The organism is Thermoactinomyces sp. FSL K6-2592 (genome assembly GCF_038006465.1).
Classification (GTDB): domain Bacteria; phylum Bacillota; class Bacilli; order Thermoactinomycetales; family Thermoactinomycetaceae; genus Thermoactinomyces; species Thermoactinomyces vulgaris.
The window spans coordinates 1772743-1797081 of sequence record NZ_JBBOVH010000001.1 but is presented as its reverse complement, the minus strand read 5'-3'; the positions used below and the strand labels follow the sequence as shown (position 1 = coordinate 1797081).

Genomic DNA, 24339 nt, shown 5'->3' with positions numbered 1-24339 from the left:
AGTGTGCCATGAAAATTTATGATGTTTCCATGCCGATTGTACCGGACATGCCTGTTTACAAAAACAAAGAAACGAAGAAGCCGTTGATCCAAGTCGTGCAGGATTTTGACACGGCCGCAGCCAGAGAATCAAAAATCACGATGGATGTGCATTGTGGCACCCATGTCGATTCGCCGCTTCACATGCTTCCGGATGGAGGAACGATGGAAACCGTTCCCCTGGAACATTTGGTCGGTAAAGCAAGGGTGTTGGATTTTTCCGATGTGGAAGGAGCCATCGGCAAAGAGGATCTCGAAGCCAAAGACATCCAGCCCGGCGAGTTTTTGTTGCTGAAAACCAAAAACTCCGGGAAAGACGAATTTGATTTTGAATTTGTTTATTTAAAAGAAGATGGAGCCAAGTTTCTGGCAGAGAAGAAAGTAAGAGGCGTGGGGATTGATGCGCTCGGGATCGAACGTTCGCAACCGGGGCATCCCACTCACAAATCTTTGTTTCAAGCCGGTGTGATCATCATGGAAGGATTGCGGTTGAAAGAAGTACCGGAAGGAACTTATTTTATGGTGGCTCTACCGATTAAATTGATGGAAACGGAAGCCGCTCCGGCGCGGGTGATCCTGATGGAAGGGATTCAGGCATAATGAAAGGGAAAGAGGCGACTTCGTGTCGCCTTTTTTGCTTTGACATGGAGTCAGGGGCTGATTATGATAGAAACATCCACCTTTAAATAAAAGTAAATTGATAGACTTATAATATATTTGCGATGGAGTGTAAAAAAATGGATGTGTTAACGCAAATTCGCTGGGAACAATTATTTGACCTTGAATTGGCGGTCGAAAGCGCGCCTTACATTTTGGAAGGGTTGGCAGCCACGATCTGGATGAGCCTGGTGTCCATGGCAATCGGGCTTTTGCTCGGCTTAATCACCGCCGTCGGCCGCATGTCCAAAAACTTTTTGTTTCAGTGGATCGCCCGCGCCTACATCTCCATTATCCGCGGGACGCCTTTGTTGGTGCAATTATTTATTTTGTACTTCGGTCTGCCGGTGATCGGCATCAAGTTAACGGCCACGCTGGCAGGGATCATTGGTTTGTCCCTCAATGTCGGGGGATACTCCGCGGAAACGATCCGGGGATCTATCCTTTCCATTCCCAAAGGCCAGTGGGAAGCCGCATCCTCCCTCAACATGACTTATTGGCAAACGATGCGTCGGGTGATTATTCCGCAGGCGGCCCGTGTGGCTCTCCCGTCTTTGGCGAACACTTTTTTAAGTTTGGTGAAGGATACTTCTTTGTTGGCGATGATCACGGTGAATGAAATGTTTTATCATGCCAAAATTGTCGGAGCCCGTGCTTTTGATTACATGACGGTGTACATTTTGGTCGCATTTTTCTATTGGGTGATTTGTACATTGCTGAACATTGTCCAGGAAAAACTGGAAAAACGATATGGACGTTATGCGGCATAGAAAGGGGGAGCAACTGTGATCGGGATCAGAGATCTTTATAAATCGTTTGGCGATGTGGAAGTGTTGAAAGGGATTCATTTGGAAGTCCGCCAGGGGGAAGTGGTCTGCATCATCGGACCGAGCGGATCGGGAAAATCGACCCTGTTGCGTTGCTTGAACCTGCTTGAAACCCCGGACCGGGGGCAACTGACCATTTCCGATGTCACGCTGTCGTTTGGAGACCGGCAAATTGCGCCGGCGGAAGTCCGGAAGTTGCGCGAAAAAACCGGGATGGTGTTTCAGGGATTTCATTTGTTTCCGCATCGCACGGTGCTGGAAAATGTGATGGAAGGGCCGGTGGTGGTCAAAAAGGAATCAAAACAAAAAGCAAGGGAAAAAGCTAAACAATTGCTTGAAAAAGTGGGGTTGTCCGACAAAAAGCATGTTTTTCCGAGCCAGCTTTCCGGGGGACAGCAACAGCGCGTGGCCATTGCCCGGGCGTTGGCGCTGGAACCGGAGGTGCTGCTCTTTGATGAACCGACTTCGGCGCTGGATCCGGAGCTGGTCGGGGAAGTGCTGAAAACGATGAAAGAGCTGGCCCGGGAGCAACAAACGATGCTGATTGTCACCCATGAGATGTCCTTTGCCCGTGACGTGGCGGACCAAATCATCTTTATGGATCACGGACAGGTGATCGAATCGGGATCGCCGGATGAAATTTTTGTCAATCCCCGGGAGGAACGCACCCGTCAATTTCTGTCCAAATTGCTGAATCCGTGACGTGGTTTCTTTTTTAAAAGAAAAGGGAATATAATAATTTCATCATTTCATTACTCACCAAAATGGGGGATGGAGATGGACTGGAATCAAGCTTATGAAACCGGCGACTTTAAAAATTGGGATTTTGGAACAGCTTCATCGGAACTGGTTGCGTTATTTGCCGTCAAAGGTTTGCCGCCTGAAGGAAAGCGTGCGGTGGACATCGGTTGCGGCGGCGGATGGGAATCGATTTTTCTGGCGAAATGCGGATTTGATGTCACCGGGATCGACTTTTCGTCCAATGCCATTCAATTGGCGAAAAAACGGGCGGAAGACGCAAAGGTTCAAGTCGATTTCAAACAAGGAAATGCTTTGGCGCTTCCCGTTGAGGATGAATCGATTGATTTTGCCAATGACCGGGGTTGCCTGCATGTGATTCCGGAAGAAGACCGTTCCCGGTATGTAAAAGAGATTCTGCGCATTTTAAAACCGGGCGGACAACTGTTATTGCGGGGTTGCCGCGAATTGACCGATGAGCTGAAAGCAGCAGCCGGCGAAAGGAAAATTGCCATCAAACCGTTGGCAAAGGAAACGATTGAGTCGCTGTTTTCACCCGATCATTTCACCCTCGGCCCCATTCTTCCCTTGCGCCTGATGGGAGAGACCAACGGGATTCCGGGGAATATCGTGTTGATCACAAAACGTTAAAGTTACATAAGGACAAACGGAAACAGGGGGTGTGCCGGGGTTCAAGCCACACCCTGTTTTTTCATGATTCCATGTAAAACAGTCCGGCATTGATCACTTCCGCTTCGATGCGGGGATGAAATTGCCAAACCAATTCTTGTTCCCGGTTTTTCTTTTCCTTCCGGATTTCATCGTCTTGTTTCTCCTCCCCCGGATAAAAGGCATTTAATTGCTCCAGTTCCATGTTCAATCGTTCTTTCGCTTCCTTTGCCCATGTCTGGTCTTCTTCTTTCAGCTGCTCTTCCAGATAATATTCCAATTCGCCGACGGCTTCGGTCAAAGACATTCCGTGCGCGGGGAGATAGCGGTGGGGAGGCAGGCGGTTTACCCATTTTCGTTTTTTCAGACAGTCATAAAATGACTCGGCAATTTCCCCGTTCAACAGGTTGATACCAAGCGAACTCAAGCGATTCTTTTTCTGGTCACAAACATAGGAAAGCTGATAATTCACCAACAGCCAGGGAGTGTACGGCTTGGATGGCGAATGGCTAGGTTGCCAACCGGGATCCTCGTACAAACGGACAAATTTTCCGTGTTTTTGCGCGGATTGGAGCATTTTTTGGAAACGGGGGGACCCATAATGCAAAATTTCCCCCCGGATGTCAGGAGGATGGTTCTCCGGATCGAAAATAAAGCAAAGTTGGACCGGTTTGGGCGGAATGTTCATTTTTTCAACGTACATCCAATAGAAGGGGCGGTTGAGCAAATCTTTATCGGCTTCGATCGATAATTGCGTGATCAGATAAGAAGGGCCCGATTCAATGACCGGGCATTGATAAAGCTTCAGGTATTTCTCTGTCCACTCTCTAACTTGGGCTGGATCCATAAAGCAACACATCCTCTTTGTCTTTCTGATCTTTCAGGACCGCTTTTTTCGTTTCGAAAAAGGCATCTCCCCATTTGCTCAGTTGCTTGCGGACTTCCTCGTCATCTTTTGCTTCCAGCCAAACCCGCATGATGTTTTGTTCCACGTCTTTTTCCCAATCCATTTTTTCCAAAATGACTTCCAGCTCGCCGATGACGGACCGGAACAGATCGATTTTTTCATGCAGCAACCAAATGATATGCTCCTCGATGGTGTTTAAGGTGGCAAAATTATAGATATGCACATCGCTTTTTTGCCCCAACCGGTGAATCCGGCCGATTCGTTGTTCCACCCGCATGGGGTTCCAGGGCATGTCATAGTTGATCATATGGCGGCAAAATTGGAGATTGATGCCTTCGCCGCCTGCCTCCGTCGCGACAAGGACCTGGGCCCTTTTTTGGAACAGCTCCATCATCCAGTCTTTTTTATTCCGGTTAAATCCGCCGCGAAAGGGAACGGCCTGAATCCCGGCATTGAGTAATTCACGCATCAGCATTTCCTGGGTTGCGCGGTATTCCGTAAACAACACCACTTTTTCCGGGGACAGGCGGCGGATTAATTCAACGGCGGCTTTGGCTTTGGAAGAGTATTTTATGCTTCTTAAAAGCGTGATCAGATTGGAAATCTCCGGTGAAATTTCGGATTGACCTTTTGCCTCTTTTTGCAGTAGTTTAAATAAAGTATGAAACACTGCATCCCGGCTGCTGCAAATTTCTTTTTGCAAAACCAGAAGGGAAAGCGTGTTTTGCATATCGGATGATTTGTGGTATCTTTGGCGTACGAAGTTTGTCATGCCGTCATACAGAGCCCGCTCGGCAGCGGAAAGTTCGATGGAAATGGTCTGAACATGCCGTTTGGTCAACGGCAATTGTTGATCGGACCGGCGGTTTCGGATCAACACGCGTTGAATTTCCTCTTTCAGTTGGGCCTCATTTTTGGCTTTTCGTTTTCCTGCGACATAATCACTTTTGAAATCGGATTGTTTTCCCAGGTGTCCCGGTTTTAAAAGGGTCACCAGGTTATATAATTCTTGTATCTCATTTTGAATGGGCGTTGCCGTCAGCAACAGACAATATTTCTTTTGCAACTGGTTAATAAATTGCCAGTTTTTTGTGCGCCGGTTTTTCAGTTTGTGGGCTTCATCGATAATGACAAGATCATAATGTTTCTTCAATACATGTTCGCGGTGGGGATCCCGTTTGGCGGTGTCGATGGAAGCGACTAAAAAGTCATATTTGTCCCACATCCAGACTTTTTTTTGGGCCATGACCGGGATGTCAAATTTTTGATTTAATTCCCGGGTCCATTGCAATACTAAAGAAGAAGGCACCAAAACCAAAGCCCGTTTGACCAGTCCGCGAATCAGATATTCTTTGAAAATCAAACCGGCCTCAATGGTTTTTCCGAGTCCCACTTCATCCGCCAAAATGGCGCGGCCGCGCATTTCGTTGATGACGCGCCTTGCGACTTCAATTTGGTGCGGAAGCGGTTCAAACCCTTGAATTTGTTTCAGACATTGGATAGATTCAAAAGAGGGGATGATCTTTTTTTCGGTCGCTTCCACCGCCAATTGGAAGCGTTCCCATGTGGACCAGTTTTGGTCCGTTTCCGCTTGGGTCAGAAAGGATTGAAGCCACGTTCGGTCAAAACGAATCGGGGGTGAATGCATCCGTCGATCCACCTTTCTGATAGTCATTGATCCTGTTATAGTATGGTTCAAACGAAAAAAATGGATGCATAGAAAAATAAAAAACGAACTTTTTTTATAATCATATCGAAAATAATCGTGGATTATGGCAAAATGAGGGGTAGATAACCAAATATTGTTCGGCGGTTGAAGGCGGGAGGAGAGACCACATCCGTGGCGCCGAAGGAGCAAGCCTTGGAAGAAGGCGAATCTCTCAGGCAAAAGGAGGCCCGCTGGACGCACCTCTGGAGAGTGCTGGTCTTTTGGATCACAGCCACCAAAGGGGCAACTTTGCGTTCATTTCGCAAAGCAACTCTCAGGTCGTAAGGACAGAGTGTTTTTCCCGTGACAGGGGGCATTCTGTCTTTTTTTCATGACCCATGATGTAAGGAGGAACCAGACATGAGTGAGCTGAAAAAAACTCCGTTGTATGAAGTTTACAAGGATGATGCCAAGATGGTTGCTTTTGGCGGTTGGGAAATGCCTGTCCAGTTTTCCGGCATCAAACAGGAGCACGAAACGGTTCGCACCAAAGCCGGATTGTTTGATGTTTCCCATATGGGAGAAATCATGGTCAGCGGGCCGGATGCTTTGGATCTGCTGCAAAAGCTGACCACCAATGATGTTTCCAAGCTGAAAACGGGAGCCGCACAATATACCATCATGTGCAATGAGGATGGCGGAACCATTGACGATCTGTTGATTTACCGGACAGGAGAACAAACATTCATGCTGGTGGTGAATGCTTCAAATATTGATAAAGATTACGAATGGATCAAACAACATGCATCCGGACAAGTGGTTGTGGAAAACATTTCCTGGAACGTGGCGCTTCTCGCTTTGCAGGGCCCGCTGGCGGAACAGGTGCTGCAACGCTTGACGGAAACGGACTTATCAACGATTTCATTTTTTAAATTCCAACAGGAAACCGAGATTGCCGGAGTCAAAGGATGTCTGGTTTCACGAACCGGTTACACCGGGGAAGACGGTTTTGAGATCTATTTTGCCGCTGAGGATGCTCCCGGGTTGTGGAAGGCGATTCTGGAGGAAGGAAAGCCGGAAGGAGTTTTGCCTTGCGGTTTGGGAGCACGGGATACCCTGCGCTTTGAGGCCAAGCTCCCGTTATACGGGCAAGAACTGTCCGAAACGATTACCCCGGTCGAAGCGGGATTGGGCTTTGCCGTCAAACCGGATAAAGGGGAGTTCATCGGGCGGGAAGTCCTGGCTTTGCAAAAGAAGGAAGGCGCTCCCCGCAAACTGGTCGGACTGGAAATGACGGAGCGGGGAATCCCGCGCACCGGCTACCCTGTCTATCGGGGAGAAGAAAAAATCGGGGAAGTCACCACGGGAACACAGTCTCCCACGTTAAAAAAGAATATCGGGCTGGCATTGATCCGTTCGGAATATGCCAAAACCGGTGAAGAGGTTGAAGTGGAAATCCGCAAGAAAAAACTGAAAGCGAAAATCGTCAAAACCCCTTTTTATAAGCGCGAGAAGTAAAAGAGAAAGGCGGAGGTCGGATATGACAAAGTTTCGTTATTTGCCGATGACGGATCAGGATCGGAAAGAAATGTTGAAAACCATTGGAGTCGGATCGGTTGAGGAATTGTTTGCAGAGATTCCCGAAGAGGTGCGCTTTCAAGGTGAATTAAACCTTCCCGAAGCGATGAGTGAGCCGGTTTTGGTGAGGCATATGGCCCGTATGGCGGGAAAAAATGCTTCGCTGGACCAATATGTTTCTTTTTTGGGAGCCGGCGTGTATGAACACCATATTCCCAGTGTGGTGAATCATGTCATCTCGCGGTCTGAATTTTATACCGCTTATACTCCTTACCAGCCGGAAATCAGCCAAGGGGAACTGCAAGCCATTTTTGAATTCCAAACCATGATTTGTGAACTGACCGGCATGGAAGTGGCCAACTCATCCATGTATGACGGATTTACCGCCTTGTCGGAAGCAGCCAGTGTGGCAGCGGGGGCATCCCGTCAGAAAAAAATGATCGTTTCCGAAACCATCCATCCGGAGGCCGTCCAGATTCTTCAAACCAATGCCAAAGGATTCGGATGGGAGATCGTCATGGTGCCGGCCAAAGACGGGGTCACCGACATCGAAGCCCTGCGGCAGCTGGCGGATGAAAAAACGGCGGCCGTCCTTGTCCAATCCCCGAATTTCTTTGGGAATATTGAAGACTTAAAGGGGATTGAAGAAATTGCCCATGCGCATAAAGGTTTGTTGATTGTCAGCACCAATCCGTTGTCTCTCGGCATTTTGAAACCGCCCGGCCATTATAAAGCGGACATTGTTGTCGGGGATGCACAGCCTTTGGGAATCCCGGCTTCCTTCGGAGGTCCCCACTGCGGGTTTTTTGCGACGACGAAAAAGTTGATGCGCAAGATTCCCGGACGGATTGTGGGACAAACCGTGGATGAGGACGGAGTGCGCGGATTTGTTCTCACCTTGCAGGCCAGGGAACAACACATCCGCCGCGACAAAGCGACATCCAATATTTGTTCCAATCAGGCGCTGATGGCCCTGGCGGCGAGTGTTTACATGTCGGCATTGGGGAAAAAAGGCATGCAGGAAGTGGCCTGGTTAAACACCAAAAAGGCTCATTACGCGCAAAAACGCCTGTCGCGAGTTCCGGGGGTTCGCCCGGTTTATCAGCAACCTTTCTTCAATGAATTTGTGATTGAACTCAGCCGCCCGGCCGGAGAAGTCAATCAAGCCCTCCTTCGCCACGGAATGATCGGTGGATATGATCTTGGCAAGTTAAACCCGGCTTGGGAGAAACAGATGCTGATGGCAGTGACCGAAGTGCGGACCAAAGAAGAAATCGACCAGTTGGCAGAAAGATTGGAGGAAATCTTATGAAGAGCAAAGAGAAAGCCTTGATTTTTGAAATGAGCCGCCCGGGGCGTGTGGCATACAGTTTGCCGGAGTCCGATGTGCCCGACGTGGATGATCTGCCAGCAGAGTTGCTTCGGGAAGAACCGGCGGAACTCCCGGAAGTGTCCGAACTGGATTTGATGCGTCACTATACGGAATTGTCCAGACGCAACCATGGTGTGGACAACGGCTTTTATCCCCTGGGATCTTGCACCATGAAATATAATCCGAAAGTGCATGAGGACGTGGCCCGTTATCCCGGATTTGCCAAAATTCATCCTTATCAGCCGGAAGAAACGGTTCAAGGCGCTTTGCAACTCTTGTATGAATTGCAAAACGACTTGGCCGAGATTACCGGAATGGATGCTGTGACGTTGCAATCGGCCGCCGGAGCGCAAGGGGAATGGACCGGCTTGATGATGATTCGCGCTTACCATGAATCGCGGGGGGAAAACGGGAGAAACAAAGTGATTGTTCCGGATTCGGCACACGGAACCAACCCGGCCAGTGCTTCCGTTGCCGGATTTCAAACCATCACCATCCCTTCCAACGAAAAAGGCCTGGTGGATGTGGAAGAATTGAAAAAAGTTTTGGGGGAAGATACGGCAGCCCTGATGTTGACCAATCCCAACACCTTGGGCTTGTTTGAAGAACAGATTCAGGAGATTGCCGATTTGGTCCATGAAGCGGGCGGGTTGCTGTATTATGACGGAGCCAATGCCAATGCGATTTTGGGGATTGCCCGTCCCGGGGACATGGGATTTGACGTGGTGCACTTAAACTTGCACAAAACGTTTACAACCCCGCATGGCGGTGGCGGCCCGGGAGCCGGACCAGTCGGGGTGCGCAAGGAATTGACGCCGTTTTTGCCCACCCCGGTCGTTAAAAAGGATGACGAGGGAACTTATTATCTCGATGAAAATATTCCCGGCTCCATCGGCCGCATCAAAGGGTTTTACGGAAACTTCGGGATTTTGGTCCGTGCGTATGCCTATATCCGGACGATGGGGCCCGCCGGTTTGCGCCGGGTGTCGGAAGATGCCGTATTAAATGCCAATTATCTGATGCGCCGGCTCGAGCCTTATTTCGACCTGCCATATCCGCAACATTGTAAACATGAATTTGTCCTGTCCGGCAAAAAACAGAAGAAATTGGGGGTACGGACCCTGGATATGGCCAAACGATTGCTCGACTTCGGCATGCATCCGCCGACGATTTATTTCCCGCTGATCGTGGATGAGTGCCTGATGATCGAACCGACCGAAACGGAAAGCAAAGAAACATTGGATGCCTTTGTGGAGGTCATGATTCAGATTGCCAAAGAAGCAGAAGAAAATCCGGAGATCGTGCAAGAAGCCCCGCACCATACCGTATTGAAAAGATTGGATGAAGTGCAGGCGGCAAGAAAGCCGGTCGTACGTTGGACGAAACCGGATCAATGAACAAAATGAAAAAGCACAAACGGGGGAGTGCCCTTCGTTTGTGCTTCTTTTTTAATTTAAAAAAACAAAGATTAATAATAATTAAATTAATACCGAAATCCTGATTTTCCAGAGTCTCCGCAATTTCACGTTTATTTGTTGTAAAAAGAGGTATATAAATGGTTGGGAAGGTGAACGGGATGAATGTACCAGCACAAAGAAAATCAACAGGGTTTGGATGCAGGGACACTGGATCGATGGTTGGATCGCAAGGCGGAAAGTCGTTTCAGGCGCAAGTGGCAATCCGTTTCCCGGGGGATCTTTGGCGGTGGCGATTTGCTGAAGAGTCAAATTGGATAAACCAATCAGGTTTTGAGGACGGAAGAGCCCTTTCCAATCGGAAAGGACTGTTTTTTTTGACCGGGGTTTGCCGGTTAATTCTTTTGAAATGCGGATACATTAAGATTAACTGACTGCCAAAAGGAGGAATTGCCGGTTGGAAGAAAAAATGGAGCAAAGAAACCGATTGAGAAAAAAGTTAAAGATGAAGCTGAAAAAAGACGACATTACCGTGGTGGATGCCAAGGAATCCAAGCGTGCGGTCATGGCCACTTCCGCCGGGAATGCGATGGAATGGTTTGACTTCGGGATTTATTCCTACCTGGCAGCCACCATCGGACAAGTATTCTTTCCGGAGGCAAGCGGGGTCATGCAATTGGTCTATTCGTTTGCCACATTTGCCATCGCTTTTCTCGTGCGGCCCGTCGGCGGGATCTTTTTCGGGATACTGGGAGACCGGTTCGGAAGAAAAAATATTTTGTCGGCCACTTAGATTATCATGGCTGTTTCGACATTGAGCATCGGTTTGATTCCTGGCTATGCATCCATCGGATCCACCGCAACGATTTTGTTGCTGTTGGCGCGTTTGGCCCAAGGTTTTTCCACCGGCGGAGAATATGCCAGTGCCATGACGTATATCGCCGAGTCCACGCCGGATAAAAAAAGAGGGTTTATGTCCAGCGGTTTGGAAGTGGGAACCCTCGTCGGATATATTGCCGGGGCCGGATTGGTCACGGCGCTGACTTATCTTTTGGGGGAAGAGACCATGTTGGCGTGGGGATGGAGAATTCCGTTTTTTGTTGCCGCGCCGATCGGACTGATTGGATTTTATCTTCGGAACAAGTTGGATGAAGCGCCGGTTTACGAGGCGATGGAAAGTGACAAACCGGAGGAAGAAAATGATGAACATGCATCTGTCAAAGAGATTCTCCGGCTTCATTGGCGCCCGATTCTCATTGGGTTGTTTGTGGTGTTCTCCTATAATGTCATCAATTATACGGTTTTATCCTACATGCCGTCGCATTTGACCGCCGTGCTTGGATACGGGGAAGCCGAAGGGCTGCTGTTGATTGTGGTTGTGATGCTGATCATGATTCCGATTGTATTGTTGATGGGATATGCCAGTGACCGGATCGGAGCCAAAAAAATCGTACAAGGCGGTCTGGTCGGGTTGATTCTCTTGTCCGTTCCGGCATTTTTGTTAGAAGCGGCAATGCCATCCTTGTATTTGCAGGATTGATGCTGTTGGCGGTCTTTTCTTACACATTTCAGGGAACCATGCCGTCGGTCTTGCCTTCTTTGTTTTTTACCAATGTACGCAACGGGGCATTGGCCATCACTTATAACATTTCGACCTCCTTGTTCGGAGGGACGACACCGCTTGTTGTTTCCTGGCTCATCAGTCAGACCAATAACCGGATGGTTCCGGCGTATTACCTTATTTTCGCCTCGGTGGTGGGAATTCTGGTGGTCACTTGGTTTGTGAAGGAAACATCCGGAAAAGCGCTCCGGGGATCGTTGCCGGTTGTGGAAGAACATCATGAAATCAAGGAAATTCTGGAAAATCCTGAAGAAGCATTATGGTGGCAGGAAGAAGCCCGTCAAATCCATGAAAAGAAAGAAGAACTGACCGAACAACCATAACGTTTTCCTTGAATTCATCTTGTTCATTTTCCCGTTTGGAAAAAGTTCCTTTCAGGGTGGTTTCCTTGAAAGGAACTTTTTTTATTATCGAGTATGGTTACACTGTTATTGAAAAGAAAATCATGTTCACGTATACTCAAAGCACATAGGCAACGAGTAAAGTGAGGATGGAAAGAGTGAGCGGATTGTTTCGTATAAAAAAAATATTGAATAACAATGTGGTCATTGCCGTTCACCCGGTCTTTGGAGAAACAGTTTTAATCGGGAAAGGCTTGGGATTCCATAAAAGAGCCGGCGCCGTGATCGATGAAAAAACAGTGGAGAAATGTTTTGTCTTATATGATCCGAAGGAACAAGAACAATACAAGCAATTGCTGAACCAAGTGGATGATCGGTTGGTGGAAGTGATGAATGAAGTGGTTCAGCATATTCAGGACCGGTTTCAATCCCCTTTGAATGAGCATATTCATGTCGCTTTAATGGACCACATTGCTTTTGCGATCAAGAGAACCGAGCAGGGGCTTTCTTTTCACAACCCTTTTCTGATCGAAACGCGAACGTTATATCAAAAAGAATATCAGGTTGCCGAAGAGATTGTCCGGTGGATCAACCGGCGGCTGGATGTGCATCTGCCGGAAGAAGAAATCGGTTTCATTGCCCTTCACATTCACAGCGCTTTGACGAGGCGGCATTTGGCGGAACTTCAGAAATATTCCAAATTAATCTTAAAATTGATTCGATTTGTCGAAAATACGCTGGGTCAAAAACTGGACAAGCAAAGTTTATCCTATATGCGCTTGGTCACACACTTGCGTTATGCCATTGAACGGACGGAAAAAGGGGAAAGCATTTCCGAACCCGAAGGGATGAATGAAATGTTGCGAACTCAGTATCCTTTGTGTTACACTATGGCTTGGAAACTAGCCAAAGTGATGGAAAAGGAACTGAATAAACCGGTCTATCCTGCAGAGATCAGTTATTTGACCTTGCATCTGCAACAACTTTGGTCTGATAAAAAGTAAATCTTCCTGTTTTTGTTCTTTTACCACGTGTTACTGATTCGATCAGGCATGAGTGGAAAAAGCCGAGAGGGCGGTTTGCACCTTGTGCAAGCGCTTTCCGTCTGCTTTTTTTGCTCATGCCTTTTTGCGTGGAAAGGGCAAAATAGGAGAATCAGAGGAGGTAATTTGCATGTTTAAAAATTTGTTTGGCGTCCTGCAACGAATCGGAAAAGCATTGATGCTGCCCGTTGCGATTTTGCCGGCTGCCGGATTGCTTTTGGCATTTGGGAATAAGCTGGACATCAGCATTTTGGAAAGTGCAGGAGACATCATTTTTCAAAACCTTGCATTGATTTTTGCCATCGGTGTGGCGATCGGTTTGTCCGGCGGGGAAGGGACAGCCGGGTTGGCTGCCGTCGTCGGGTATTTGGTGATGAACACCACTCTGGGGGAAATGGCAAAGTTAAATCAAGTGGAAACTGTCAGTGTGCTGGGGATCCCCACTTTGCAGATGGGTGTGTTCGGAGGAATTATCATCGGGGCGGTTGCCGCCTATTTGTATAACCGTTTTCACGATATCGAACTGCCTTCGTTCCTCGGCTTTTTCGGAGGAAAACGTTTTGTTCCGATTGTAACGGCTGTTTCGGCGTTTTTGCTTGGACTGATCTTCTTCTTTGTATGGCCGCCGATTCAGGAGCAAATTGACAACCTGTCCAGAATCGTGACAACCCAAAATACGGCGGTTGCGGCTTTCATCTTCGGTTTGATCGAGCGTTCTCTCATTCCGTTTGGACTGCACCATATTTTCTATTCGCCGTTCTGGTTTGAGTTTGGACAATTTGTCACCGATTCCGGCGAAGTGATCAAAGGGGATTTGAACCGTTTCATGGCCGGAGACCCGACGGCCGGAACGTTCATGTCCGGGAAATTCCCGTTCATGATTTTCGGTTTGCCGGCAGCTGCGTTGGCAATTTACCACACGGCCCGCAAAGAAAAGAAAAAATTGGTCGGCGGGATCATGTTATCGGCCGGTTTGACTTCATTTTTGACCGGGATTACCGAACCGATTGAGTTTTCGTTCTTGTTTGTGGCTCCGGTTCTTTATGCCATCCACTGTGTGTTTGCAGGTTTGTCCTTCATGATGATGGATATTTTGGGTGTCAAAGCCGGAATGACCTTCTCCGGCGGTGTGATCGATTTGATCATGTTCTGGGAACAGGATACCAAACCGTGGTTAATCATTCCGGTCGGGCTGGTCTTTGCGGTGATCTATTACTTTGGATTCCGCTTTGCCATCCAGTTCTGGAATCTGAAAACACTGGGCCGGGAAGATGATACGGAAAGTGCGGATGCAACGGATGCGGCACCGACCGGGGAACTTGCAGCCAATGTCTTGGAAGCGTTGGGCGGAAAAGAAAACATCGCTAACCTGGATGCATGCATCACCCGACTCCGGATTTCGGTCCATGATGCCGGTCAGGTGGACAAAGATCGCCTCAAAAAACTGGGAGCTTCCGGTGTTTTGGAGATGGGAAACCACTTCCAGATCATCTTCGGGCCGAAGTCGGATAACATCAAAGAACAAATGAAGCGCATCATGATGGGGAAAAAACCGCAAGAAGCGAAGAAAGACAAAGAAACAGACACCAAGAAAGAAGAAACGGCACCGGTTCAGAACGACCAAGAGGAGACGTTGGTTTCTCCCATGACCGGGAAACTTCTGCCGATAGAAAAAGTTCCGGATGAAGTGTTCTCGCAAAAAATGATGGGAGACGGATTTGCCGTCGATCCGGCTGAAGGAGTGGTTGTTTCCCCCGTTGACGGTGAAATTATCAATCTTTTCCCGACCAAGCACGCCATCGGCATCCGGACTCCGAACGGCCGTGAAGTGCTGATTCATATCGGAATTGACACCGTGAAGTTGGAAGGAAAAGGGTTTGAAAGCTTTGTTCAGGAAGGCGATTCCGTCAAAGCAGGTCAAAAATTGCTGGAGTTTGATCTCGATTTTGTGAAGGAAAATGCGCCATCGCTTATTTCTCCAATCGTATTTACCAACCTGGAAGAAGGAAAAACCGTTCACATCGAAAAAGAAAATGTAAACCGGGGGGACAAAGAGATCATCTCCTTCAAGGGTTAAGGAAAGGCAAAGCGCTGCATGCACAGGCATGCGGCGCTTTGTTTATTGTCGCTTGTTTTTTGCACGGGACGAATATGAAATAATGGATCTTGGAATATCTTGAATGGGAGGGGTTTGGATGAAAGTGTTGGTCACGGGCGGCACCGGTTTTGTGGGGAGGAATCTAGTGCATTATTTATGTGAACAAGGTTATGATGTAACCGTCCTGCATCGGGAAACATCCCGTTTGCGAGATCTCCCGGAAAAGATTTCGCTTCGCACCGGGGACTTGACCCGTCCGGATACGATTGCCGGTTGTTGTGAAGGGATGGATTGGGTTTTTCATGTTGCGGGGGAAGTGGCGTGGGGAAAAGCCGGGAAAAAGCACATGTTCAAGATTAATGTCAACGGGACACAACATATTGTGGAAGAAGCACTGAAAAGCGGTGTGAAAAAGTTTATCCACACCAGTTCGGCGGCTGCGGTGGGGCTGCCTTTCAATGAAATTGCCGATGAATCCTACCTGTTTAACGGGGACCGCCTGAAGGTCGGGTATTCCATGGCGAAAAGAGCAGGCGAAGAGGTCGTGCTTCAGTATGTCAAAAAAGGGCTCTGTGCGACAATTGTCAATCCCACGGTTATCCTTGGCAGAAGGAATTATGCTTCGAATTTTGTCCGTTCCGTGTTGCAAGGGCGTTTGTTTGTCGCACCGGAAGGCGGCATGAATGTTTGTGATGTGGATGATGTGGCAAAAGGCCATCTTTTGGCAGCATTGCATGGCAAAAAGGGAGAGAGGTATCTTTTGGGAGGAACCAATCTTCCCCTGCGGGAGCTTTTTCAGAGGATCGCCGGCCTCGCAGGAAGCAACCGGACGATTTATACGGTTCCGGCCCCGTTGGTGAAGGGAATTTCGTGGCTGGGTGAAGGTTTTTCCTGGCTGATTGGAAAGGAGCCGCCTTTTGCTTGGGATTTGGCCAAACTGACCGGGAGAAACATTTATTATTCCTCCCAAAAAGCGGTTCAAGAGCTGGGCTATCGCATGACACCGCTGGATGAAATGCTGCAAAAGGTGTTGGAATGGGAGAAGCGGCACCGGTCGCATGCAGATTTCGCATAAGTGTTGTATCATGAAAAGTAAACGGATTTGATGACAAAGGTGTGATGGAAATGACAACATGGCGATTTTTACCTTATCAAGCGTATTCCGCCGCGGAAAATATGGCGATTGATCAAGCGGTCATGGAGCTTGTCTCCGAGAAGAAGGTTCCACCGACTTTGCGTTTTTACGGTTGGCGGGTTCCGACCTTGTCGATCGGCTACTTCCAAAAAGCCAAAAAAGAAGTCAACCTGTCTTACATAAAGGAAAAAAATCTGGGCTTTGTCCGGCGGATGACCGGGGGACGGGCAGTTCTCCATGACAAGGAGTTGACCTACAGCGTGATCGTGCCGGAAGAGGATCCGATCATGCCCAAAACCGTCAGCGAGTCCTACCGGGTCATCAGCCAGGGGCTGTTGGAAGGATTTAAAGCGCTGGGATTGGATGCTTATCTGTCCGATCCGCAAAAGACCAAAAAAGAACACATGTCGGCAGCTTGTTTTGATTCCCCCTCGGATTATGAATTGGTGATCGACGGAAAAAAAGTGGCGGGAAGTGCACAAACCCGGCAACACGGAGTGGTTCTTCAGCATGGTTCGATTTTGATGGACTTCGATGAAGATCTGTTGTTTACCTTGTTGGTATTTCCTTCCGAACGGGTCCGGCAAAGGCTGAAAGAGCAATTTTTGCAAAAAGCGGTGGCCATCAACCGGATTTTGTCTTATCCGGTTTCTTTGGATGAAGTCATCCAGGCTTTTTACGAAGGATTCCAAAAAGGAATCGGCGTCGAATTGCAACCGGGAGAATTGACACCGGAAGAAAAAGAACGGGTCCAAGCCCGTATCCGGGAACGCTATGATTCCGATGATTGGAACCTCCGCAGATAAGAGAGGATGTACGTTTTCGGCTTTCCAACAGAAACGGTTGGAAAGCTTTTTTGTGCGAATATGAAATTTTCATGAAATTTATGTTGCTATTTCTTCTTATTTCGATATATGAATTGATTTATTTTTTTGGACAGAGTATCATCATAATCGTAAGTTTTTTTCTGAATTTTCCTTTGAGATTAATTGGGACAGGCGATATCATCCTGCTTGATTTTTCGAGTTCTTATGATAGCATATAGATTGCTGATTATAATTGCTCTAATTCATTTTTTGATCATAATAAAACTTATATAAGTTAGGGGAAAATGCTGTTGAAACAGGGAAGTCGATTAAATCGTCGTTATTACGAGAGATTTCAAGTAGAAGACGTGATTAATTTCTTTTCCGGACAACTTCTACAAGCAAAATCCCCAGATGGTGCTCAGGTATTCCTGCAATCCATCAAAATCACCCGTCGACCTTTACCGTCCGGTTATCGCGAATCCTTTCGCCGTTTGCAGCATCCTAACTTGGCACCAATTCTGGATGTCATGGAAGAAAAGGACCAAATCATTTTGGTTCATCCGCCGTTTTCTGGGGATCCTTTGCCCTTGATCGTGAATAAAGAGCGGGCGATGGAGCCGGAAGTTGCCGTTCGTGTGGTGAACCGGTGCTTTAAAACGTTGCTTGATTTGTCCCGTTTGCCACTTCCGTTAAGCGCAACGCTGGATCCGAAAAACATTTTGCTCAACGGGCAAAAACCGCTGTTATTGTTCTACTACATGAAAGATCCGGAAAAGCCAAGATATGATGAGAAATGGCGTGAATTGTTATTCTATTTGTTGACCGGCCAGTCACCGATTGGGGGACATAAGTCCGCTGAAAAGATATTAAACGAAAAGAAAATTCCGCAGAAAATTGCGAAATTAGCTTTGTTTGCCTTGAACCGGCAACGTAATTTTGAAGAAGTTGCCGAAAGCATCGAGAATTATCTTCAGCATCATGCGGATGAGGCCGGATTGTCCCGCGCAAGAAAAGAAAAGAATAACCGGAAGAAAGTTTATGCTACCGTGACGGTGGCTGCGGCGGCTTTGGTTCTGGTATCCTTGGCGGTGGCCCAATGGCAGCCGAAGGAAAGCTATTCATCCGACAATCCTTTGGCCGGTTTGTTTGCGACAAGCGGGGAGAAAGCAAATCAGGCAAAAGGGGAAAATCAGGTGATCCAGTTCACGAAAGAAAAGGATCAGTATACCATGTCCGAAAGCATCCAGGGCAACTCCGTTTTAAAAGGGGATTTCATCCTGAAAGAAACCAACACGTTCCTGGGGTATCTGGAAGCGGAAGACAAGTCTTCCATTTACGGTCTGTATATTGATGAAAAAGGGGAAATCGGTCTGTTCCATCAGGTTGGCGGAGATAAAGTCACGACGATTGCAAATTCCGGCAATCAATATCGTATTTCACCCAACAAGAAATATCATTTCGAGATCTATTATCTCTCCGGAAATCCTGTACATATCTCGCTTCAGGAAGAAGGGAAAAAAGAGAAATGGATCGCGGTCGGAATCACTCCGATGCGTGGGGAAATGAAGCTCAAATTCCGTGGCGATGAAGGGGCCCGGCTGAATGCGCCGAAAGTGGATGGCATCAGCGATAAATCATCCGCATTGCGTAACTGGTTGAACCATCAGCCTTGGATCATTGATTTCGGTCAGGCCATTTTGTCGGTGGATGAGCAAAACCGCAATTACCTGGATGTGTTCCCGAAATCCCAGGTCCGGTTGGATGCGGGTGCAGCTTCCGGCTTTTTGATCCAGCCTCCGCCAAATGATTCGTTTGCCATGGATATTCAGTCTGTGGGGGATGAGCGGTTCCGGTTGGTGTGGTCGGATAAAAAAGATCAGGTGGAGCTTTTTGATGTTAACGGGAATATGAAAAAAGTGGCCGAACAGCGGTTGGACAATTATGATGGCAAAACTCCCCTTGAGGTGGCCGTCACAACGACGCTGAATATTTTGAACATCCAGTTGACTCATGGTTCGAATGTCACCGAGCTCAACCATACGGCGGAAAATCCTGTATTGATCAAAGATGTCACGCTCCGGAATACCGGGTTTAAAATCATTGAGGCGAAAAAATAAAAATGATCCAGAAACAGCCAAGGAAGACCCATAAAATCCGGTCTTCCTTGGCTGTTTCTGGAGAAAGTGTGATTTTTCATCTTTTTTGTCATTTGCGGAGCCTCATGAGAAACCGGGCAGGGAAAGCGGGCATTCAAGCTTCGGTTTTTGACGGGATCAGCCGCTTAAAAGCTTCTTGCAATTGTCGGGTAAGCGGACCGGGGCGCCCGTCGCCGATGGTTTTTCCGTCCACTTCCACCACCGGGCAGATTTCCATGGTGGTACTGGTGATAAAGATTTCATCGGCATCAAAAAGGGATTCTTTGCCAAATTTCTTTTCGCTGACAGGAATTTGCAATTGATCCGCTAATTGTAAAGTGATCTTTCGGGTGATTCCGTGTAAAATGAAATGGTCGGCCGGATGTGTGAGGAGCATGCCGTCTTTTACCATAAAGAGATTGGTGGAGCTTCCTTCCGTGACGATGCCGTCCCGGATAAAGATGGCTTCCTTGCAGTGCTTGTCATAAGCTTCTTGCTTGGCCAATACGGCTCCGAGCAGGTTTAAGCTTTTGACGTCACACCAAAGCCAGCGGATGTCTTCCGCCGTGATGGCACGGATTCCTTCCGTTTGTTCTTTGACGGGGCGTTCGGCCGGTTGGGTGTATGCGATGAGAAGAGGGGCGCTGTTTTTCGGGAAAGCGTGGTTTCTCGGAGCGGTTCCCCGGCTTACTTGTAAATAAAGATTTCCTTGTGTAAAATCGTTTTGTTTGATTAATTGATTTAACCGATCCTCCAGCTCATCCAGGGAATAAGGGAGATTTAATCTTATTTTTTTGGCACTTTTTTCCAGTCTTTCTAAATGTTCGTTCAAATAAAAAGGTTTTCCATCATACACCCGGATCACTTCATAAATTCCATCGCCGAATTGATAGGCACGGTCCTCAATGTCAATACGGACATCTTCGCGTTTTTTGAATTGATCATTGTACAAGATCATCATGAGGTTTCATCCTTTCGCGTGTTATATGTATAGTTTGCAAGACAGAAAAAAAAAGAACAAGATATTTCACTATTTTTTTATTTGATGTCTTTTGATTTTCAATATATAGTAGTATTATACTGTTTTTGATACTACATATAGTAGAAAGAAGAGAGGGAAACAATGAAGATCACAAGGTACTTCACCAAAAAAGGCCAAAACCCATATGACACGATTGAATATACAAAACGGGACAGCCGCATCACCAATCCGGACGGAACGGTTGTTTATGAGATGAAGGGTGCCGAAGTTCCGAAGGATTGGTCGCAGGTTGCCACCGATATTTTGGTTTCCAAATACTTCCGCAAAGCGGGAGTTCCCCAAACGGATGAAGAGGGAAATGAAATCCTCGATGAAAATGGAAACAAAGTTCTCGGACCGGAAAGAAGCGTCAAACAAGTTGTGCACCGTTTGGCCGGATGCTGGCGGAAATGGGGGGAAGATCACGGATACTTCGATACGAAGGAAGATGCCCAGGCCTTTTATGATGAATTGGTGTACATGCTGTTGCACCAAATGGCCGCGCCAAACTCCCCCCAATGGTTTAACACGGGTTTAAGTTATGCTTATGGCATTACCGGAAAACCGCAAGGCCATTATTATGTGGATCCCAAAACGGAAGAATTGAAGAAATCGAAAAGTGCATATGAACGTCCACAACCGCATGCCTGCTTTATTCTTTCGGTGGAAGACGATCTGGTCAATGAAAATGGAATCATGGATTTGTGGGTGCGGGAAGCACGGTTGTTTAAATATGGAAGCGGTACGGGGAGCAACTTCTCCAATATCCGCGGGAAAGGGGAAACCTTGTCAGGCGGAGGCACTTCATCCGGACTGCTTTCTTTCCTTAAAATCGGGGACCGCGCAGCCGGGGCGATCAAATCGGGAGGCACTACCCGGCGGGCGGCGAAAATGGTGTGCCTGGATATTGATCACCCGGATATTGAAGAGTTTATCAATTGGAAATTGGTCGAGGAGAAAAAAGCCAGAGCATTGATTCAAGCCGGATATGATTCCTCATTCAACGGAGAAGCTTATGAAACCATTTCCGGGCAAAATTCCAACAACTCGGTCCGGGTTCCCCATTCGTTCTTCATGAAACTGAAAAACAATGAAGACTGGGAGCTGACGTACCGGACGACCGGTGAAGTGTGCAAAAAAATCCCGGCCCGTTCCTTGTGGGAACAAATCGGAAAAGCCGCTTGGGAATGTGCGGATCCGGGAATCCAATATGACACCACCATCAATGAGTGGCATACCACTCCCGCCGGAATGGACGGAAAACTCGGGGCAAGGCACAACCGGATTAATGCTTCCAATCCTTGTTCCGAATACATGTTTTTGGATAATACCGCTTGTAACCTGGCTTCATTGAACCTGGTGAAATTTTTTGATGCCGAAACCGGCAAGTTCGATATTCCCGCTTTCCGTCATGCTTGCCGTTTGTGGACCATTGTTCTGGAAATCTCTGTGTTGATGGCACAATATCCGTCCAAAGAAATCGCCAAGCTTTCTTATTTGTATCGCACCTTGGGGCTTGGATATGCCAACATCGGAACGTTGCTGATGATTTCCGGCATTCCCTATGATTCCAAAGAAGCCTTGGCGATTACGGGAGCAATCACTGCCATCATGACCGGGGTGGCTTATTCCACATCGGCGGAAATGGCCAAAGAGTTGGGGACATTCAAAGCATTCCCGCAAAACCGGGAGCATATGCTCAGGGTGATTCGCAACCATCGCCGTGCGGCATACAATGCACCGGAAGAGGAATATGAAAACCTGGAAGTCAAGCCGATGGGCATTGATGAAAAAGTTTGCCCGGAATATCTGTTGAAAGCGGCCCGGGTTGCTTGGGACGAAGCCCTTGCCATGGGAGAAAAATACGGTTATCGCAATGCGCAAACAACCCTCTTGGCTCCGACCGGAACCATCGGTCTGTTGATGGATTGCGACACAACGGGAATTGAACCGGATTTTGCGTTGGTGAAATTTAAAAAGCTGGCCGGCGGCGGATACTTTAAAATTGCCAACCATTCCATCCGCCCGGCCTTGAAAAAGCTGGGTTACAGCAAAGAACAAATCGACGACATTCTCACTTATGTAACGGGCACGTTATCGCTTGACAATGCGCCTCACATCAACCGTGAAACTTTGAAACAAAAAGGGTTTACCGATGAAGATCTGAACCGGGTGGAAGAAATCCTGCCGACGGTGTTTGAGCTTTCATTTGCTTTCAACCGTTATACATTGACGGATGATTGCTTAAAACGTTTGGGCTTTTCACCCGAGCAGTATGAAAAACCGGATTTTGACGTTTTAAGGTCGTTGGGCTTCACCAAGAAACAGATCGATGAAGCCAATGATGTGATTTGCGGCATGATGACGATTGAAGGAGCGCCACATCTGCGTGAAGAGCATTACCCGGTTTTTGACACGGCCAACCCATGCGGAAAACATGGCACCCGCTTTATCCACTACATGGGACATCTGCGGATGATGGCCGCGGCACAGCCTTTCTTGAGCGGAGCCATTTCAAAAACCATTAACATGCCGAACAGTGCCACCGTTGAGGACATCCTCCATGCTTATGAAGAAGGATGGAAACTGGGCTTGAAGGCCGTGGCCTTGTACCGGGACGGATCCAAAAGCTCCCAGCCGCTCAATACCAAAGGGGACGATCAAAACGATGAGGAAGCCGCGGAAGAAGAGGCGCTGTCTGCCGGCCATGAGTCAAGACAAGCGGTTTCCCAAGACCGTGTGTCCGGTGTCCGTCGCCAGTTGCCGCGGAAACGGGACGGATTCACTCAAGAGGCAAGAATCAACGGGCAGAAGATCTATGTGCGCACCGGGGAATATGAAGACGGCTCGCTGGGAGAAATCTTTATTGATATGCACAAAGCGGGAAGCACGATGCGGGGCATGCTGGATGCATTTGCCGTTGCCGTTTCTCTCGGCTTGCAATACGGGGTGCCGCTTGAAAAATATGTCAATTCGTTGACGTTTACCCGGTTTGAACCGGCCGGAATGGTGGACCATCCCAATATCAAAATGGCCACTTCGGTGATTGATTACGTCTTCCGTTTATTGGGCATGGAATATCTGGGAAAAACGGATTTTGTTCAAGTCCCGCCGAAGAAAGAAGAATTGCGCTGTTACCTGAACAAGGAGAAGAAAGAAACGGCCGCTGATGCAGCGGAAGCGGAAGCGAAGGAAGTGAAGGAAGCGAAGGCAGATGAGGAACGGAAAGAATCATCCCAACTGTCGGCCGCGTCCGTGGAAAACAGCAATCTCGATGCCATCCGTGCCAGCAGTGGAGCCCCCTTGTGCATTGAATGTGGCGGAATGACCAAACGGAACGGATCCTGTTATGTTTGCCTGGATTGCGGTGCCACCACCGGTTGCTCCTGATCACCAAAAAAACACCTCCCGATGCGGGAGGTGTTTTTCTTCCGTTTGTTGTGAAAAATTGCTCAAGTGACCGGGTTTTTGTATTATACAATCATAACCGACAAACCGTTACAAGAAGAAAAAGGTGTGAAGATGATTGGCCATTTACGCATTAAGTGATTTGCATTTATCTTTTAACAGGGAAGTCAGTTTGTATGACATTGATCCGGAAAAAGACATCGATAAACCGATGGATGTGTTTGGATGGGATCGGCACTATCATCAAATTCGCGATCATTGGTTAAATACTGTCAATCCGGAAGATACCGTTTTGATTCCCGGGGATATCAGCTGGGCGATGAAACTGGAAGTGGCCCGTTACGATTTTGGCTGGATCCATCAGCTTCCCGGCAAAAAAGTGCTGTCGCCGGGAAATCATTGTTATTACGCCCAGAGCAAAAAGAAAGTCCGCCAGATGCTCCCGGAAGGCATGGAGTGGATTGATGCCGATTATACGCTGGTGGAAGGAAAAGTGGTTGCCGGCACGAGAGGCTGGACGCTGCCGGGAGATAAGTTTTACAACGAAGAAGAAGACCGGAAAATTTATGAGCGCCAAGTGGGAAGGCTGGAGATCGCTTTGGGCATGGCGGAGCGTGAACATCCGGATAAAGAAAAAATCGTGATGCTTCATTATCCTCCGGTCACGCCGATGGCCAGCGAATCGGGATTTATGGATCTCATGAAGAAATATGGCGTGAAACTGTGCGTTTATGGTCATTTGCACGGCAGGGCGCAAGAAGACGCGATGGAAGGAAATGTCGACGGAATCGAATTGCGCTTGGTTTCATGCGATGCCGTCGGGTTTTGCCCGGTGAAGATTTGGGATTGATGACGCAAAAGCAACGGAACAGGAAAGTC

General features: G+C 47.9%; 18 protein-coding genes, 2 pseudogenes and 1 riboswitch. Of the genes and pseudogenes, 17 read left to right on the top strand and 3 right to left on the bottom strand.

Annotated elements, in window-relative coordinates; genetic code table 11:
* Window positions 1–8 precede the first annotated feature (8 nt).
* The 4 genes from NYE37_RS09390 to NYE37_RS09375 all read left to right on the top strand — a co-directional run bounded on the left by NYE37_RS09390 (window position 9) and on the right by NYE37_RS09375 (window position 2911).
* Window positions 9–638, top strand: coding sequence for a cyclase family protein (locus tag NYE37_RS09390; protein WP_037993939.1), 630 nt, complete (start codon window positions 9–11; stop codon window positions 636–638).
* Window positions 639–781: 143 nt separating this feature from the next.
* Window positions 782–1465 (top strand): amino acid ABC transporter permease, encoded by a 684-nt coding sequence (locus NYE37_RS09385; protein ID WP_231564574.1) that lies wholly within the window; start codon window positions 782–784, stop codon window positions 1463–1465.
* A 15-nt stretch (window positions 1466–1480) separates the two neighbouring features.
* Window positions 1481–2224: an amino acid ABC transporter ATP-binding protein gene (locus NYE37_RS09380; protein ID WP_037993933.1), complete on the top strand. Its 744-nt coding sequence runs from the start codon at window positions 1481–1483 to the stop codon at window positions 2222–2224.
* A gap of 75 nt (window positions 2225–2299) precedes the next feature.
* Window positions 2300–2911 (top strand): class I SAM-dependent methyltransferase, encoded by a 612-nt coding sequence (locus NYE37_RS09375; protein WP_052186641.1) that lies wholly within the window; start codon window positions 2300–2302, stop codon window positions 2909–2911.
* A gap of 61 nt (window positions 2912–2972) precedes the next feature.
* Here NYE37_RS09375 and NYE37_RS09370 read toward each other — a convergent pair whose 3' ends face one another.
* Both NYE37_RS09370 and NYE37_RS09365 read right to left on the bottom strand, forming a co-directional pair.
* Window positions 2973–3776, bottom strand: a complete 804-nt coding sequence (locus tag NYE37_RS09370) for a YqhG family protein (RefSeq protein WP_037993930.1) — start codon at window positions 3774–3776, stop codon at window positions 2973–2975.
* A complete protein-coding gene (locus NYE37_RS09365) occupies window positions 3757–5484 on the bottom strand; it encodes a DEAD/DEAH box helicase (RefSeq protein WP_037993928.1) in 1728 nt (575 codons plus the stop codon). Before NYE37_RS09365 ends, NYE37_RS09370 begins: the two co-directional genes overlap by 20 nt.
* 165 nt (window positions 5485–5649) lie before the next feature.
* A riboswitch (glycine riboswitch) is annotated at window positions 5650–5742 on the top strand.
* Window positions 5743–5904: 162 nt separating this feature from the next.
* Here NYE37_RS09365 and gcvT point away from each other — a divergent pair.
* The 10 genes and pseudogenes from gcvT to NYE37_RS09315 all read left to right on the top strand — a co-directional run bounded on the left by gcvT (window position 5905) and on the right by NYE37_RS09315 (window position 19013).
* Window positions 5905–7002, top strand: a complete 1098-nt coding sequence (gene gcvT / locus NYE37_RS09360) for a glycine cleavage system aminomethyltransferase GcvT (protein WP_037993926.1) — start codon at window positions 5905–5907, stop codon at window positions 7000–7002.
* Between the two features lie 22 nt (window positions 7003–7024).
* On the top strand, window positions 7025–8374 hold the full coding sequence (gcvPA, locus tag NYE37_RS09355; protein ID WP_340711941.1) for an aminomethyl-transferring glycine dehydrogenase subunit GcvPA: 1350 nt from the start codon (window positions 7025–7027) through the stop codon (window positions 8372–8374).
* Window positions 8371–9831 (top strand): aminomethyl-transferring glycine dehydrogenase subunit GcvPB, encoded by a 1461-nt coding sequence (gcvPB, locus tag NYE37_RS09350; protein ID WP_049719923.1) that lies wholly within the window; start codon window positions 8371–8373, stop codon window positions 9829–9831. The genes gcvPA and gcvPB overlap by 4 nt, the downstream gene beginning before the upstream one ends.
* Window positions 9832–10014: 183 nt before the next feature.
* A complete protein-coding gene (locus tag NYE37_RS09345; RefSeq protein WP_156097710.1) occupies window positions 10015–10170 on the top strand; it encodes a hypothetical protein in 156 nt (51 codons plus the stop codon).
* A 148-nt stretch (window positions 10171–10318) separates the two neighbouring features.
* Window positions 10319–11793: pseudogene (locus NYE37_RS09340) on the top strand (MFS transporter).
* Between the two features lie 176 nt (window positions 11794–11969).
* A complete protein-coding gene (glcT, locus tag NYE37_RS09335) occupies window positions 11970–12815 on the top strand; it encodes a glucose PTS transporter transcription antiterminator GlcT (RefSeq protein WP_131470941.1) in 846 nt (281 codons plus the stop codon).
* Window positions 12816–12984: 169 nt separating this feature from the next.
* Entirely contained in the window at window positions 12985–14931 is a 1947-nt protein-coding gene (gene ptsG, locus NYE37_RS09330) for a glucose-specific PTS transporter subunit IIBC (RefSeq protein WP_198241365.1), read from the top strand.
* 118 nt (window positions 14932–15049) lie between these two features.
* Window positions 15050–16027, top strand: a complete 978-nt coding sequence (locus tag NYE37_RS09325; protein ID WP_198050602.1) for an NAD-dependent epimerase/dehydratase family protein — start codon at window positions 15050–15052, stop codon at window positions 16025–16027.
* Between the two features lie 50 nt (window positions 16028–16077).
* Window positions 16078–16893, top strand: coding sequence for a lipoate--protein ligase family protein (locus NYE37_RS09320; RefSeq protein WP_138615030.1), 816 nt, complete (start codon window positions 16078–16080; stop codon window positions 16891–16893).
* 311 nt (window positions 16894–17204) lie between these two features.
* Window positions 17205–19013: a hypothetical protein gene (locus NYE37_RS09315; RefSeq protein WP_156097709.1), complete on the top strand. Its 1809-nt coding sequence runs from the start codon at window positions 17205–17207 to the stop codon at window positions 19011–19013.
* Between the two features lie 133 nt (window positions 19014–19146).
* Here NYE37_RS09315 and dat read toward each other — a convergent pair whose 3' ends face one another.
* The gene (gene dat, locus NYE37_RS09310) at window positions 19147–19992 is read right to left on the bottom strand and encodes a D-amino-acid transaminase (protein WP_049719927.1); all 846 of its coding nucleotides are present in this window, start codon (window positions 19990–19992) and stop codon (window positions 19147–19149) included.
* Window positions 19993–20151: 159 nt separating this feature from the next.
* Here dat and NYE37_RS14005 point away from each other — a divergent pair.
* The 3 genes and pseudogenes from NYE37_RS14005 to NYE37_RS09300 form a co-directional block, all read left to right on the top strand.
* Window positions 20152–22179 (top strand): annotated as a pseudogene (locus NYE37_RS14005) (vitamin B12-dependent ribonucleotide reductase); the annotation flags it as partial.
* Between the two features lie 231 nt (window positions 22180–22410).
* Entirely contained in the window at window positions 22411–23442 is a 1032-nt protein-coding gene (locus NYE37_RS14000; RefSeq protein ID WP_386090490.1) for a TSCPD domain-containing protein, read from the top strand.
* 136 nt (window positions 23443–23578) lie between these two features.
* Complete coding sequence (locus NYE37_RS09300; protein ID WP_037993900.1) at window positions 23579–24310, top strand: metallophosphoesterase; 732 nt, start codon at window positions 23579–23581, stop codon at window positions 24308–24310.
* Window positions 24311–24339 lie beyond the last annotated feature (29 nt).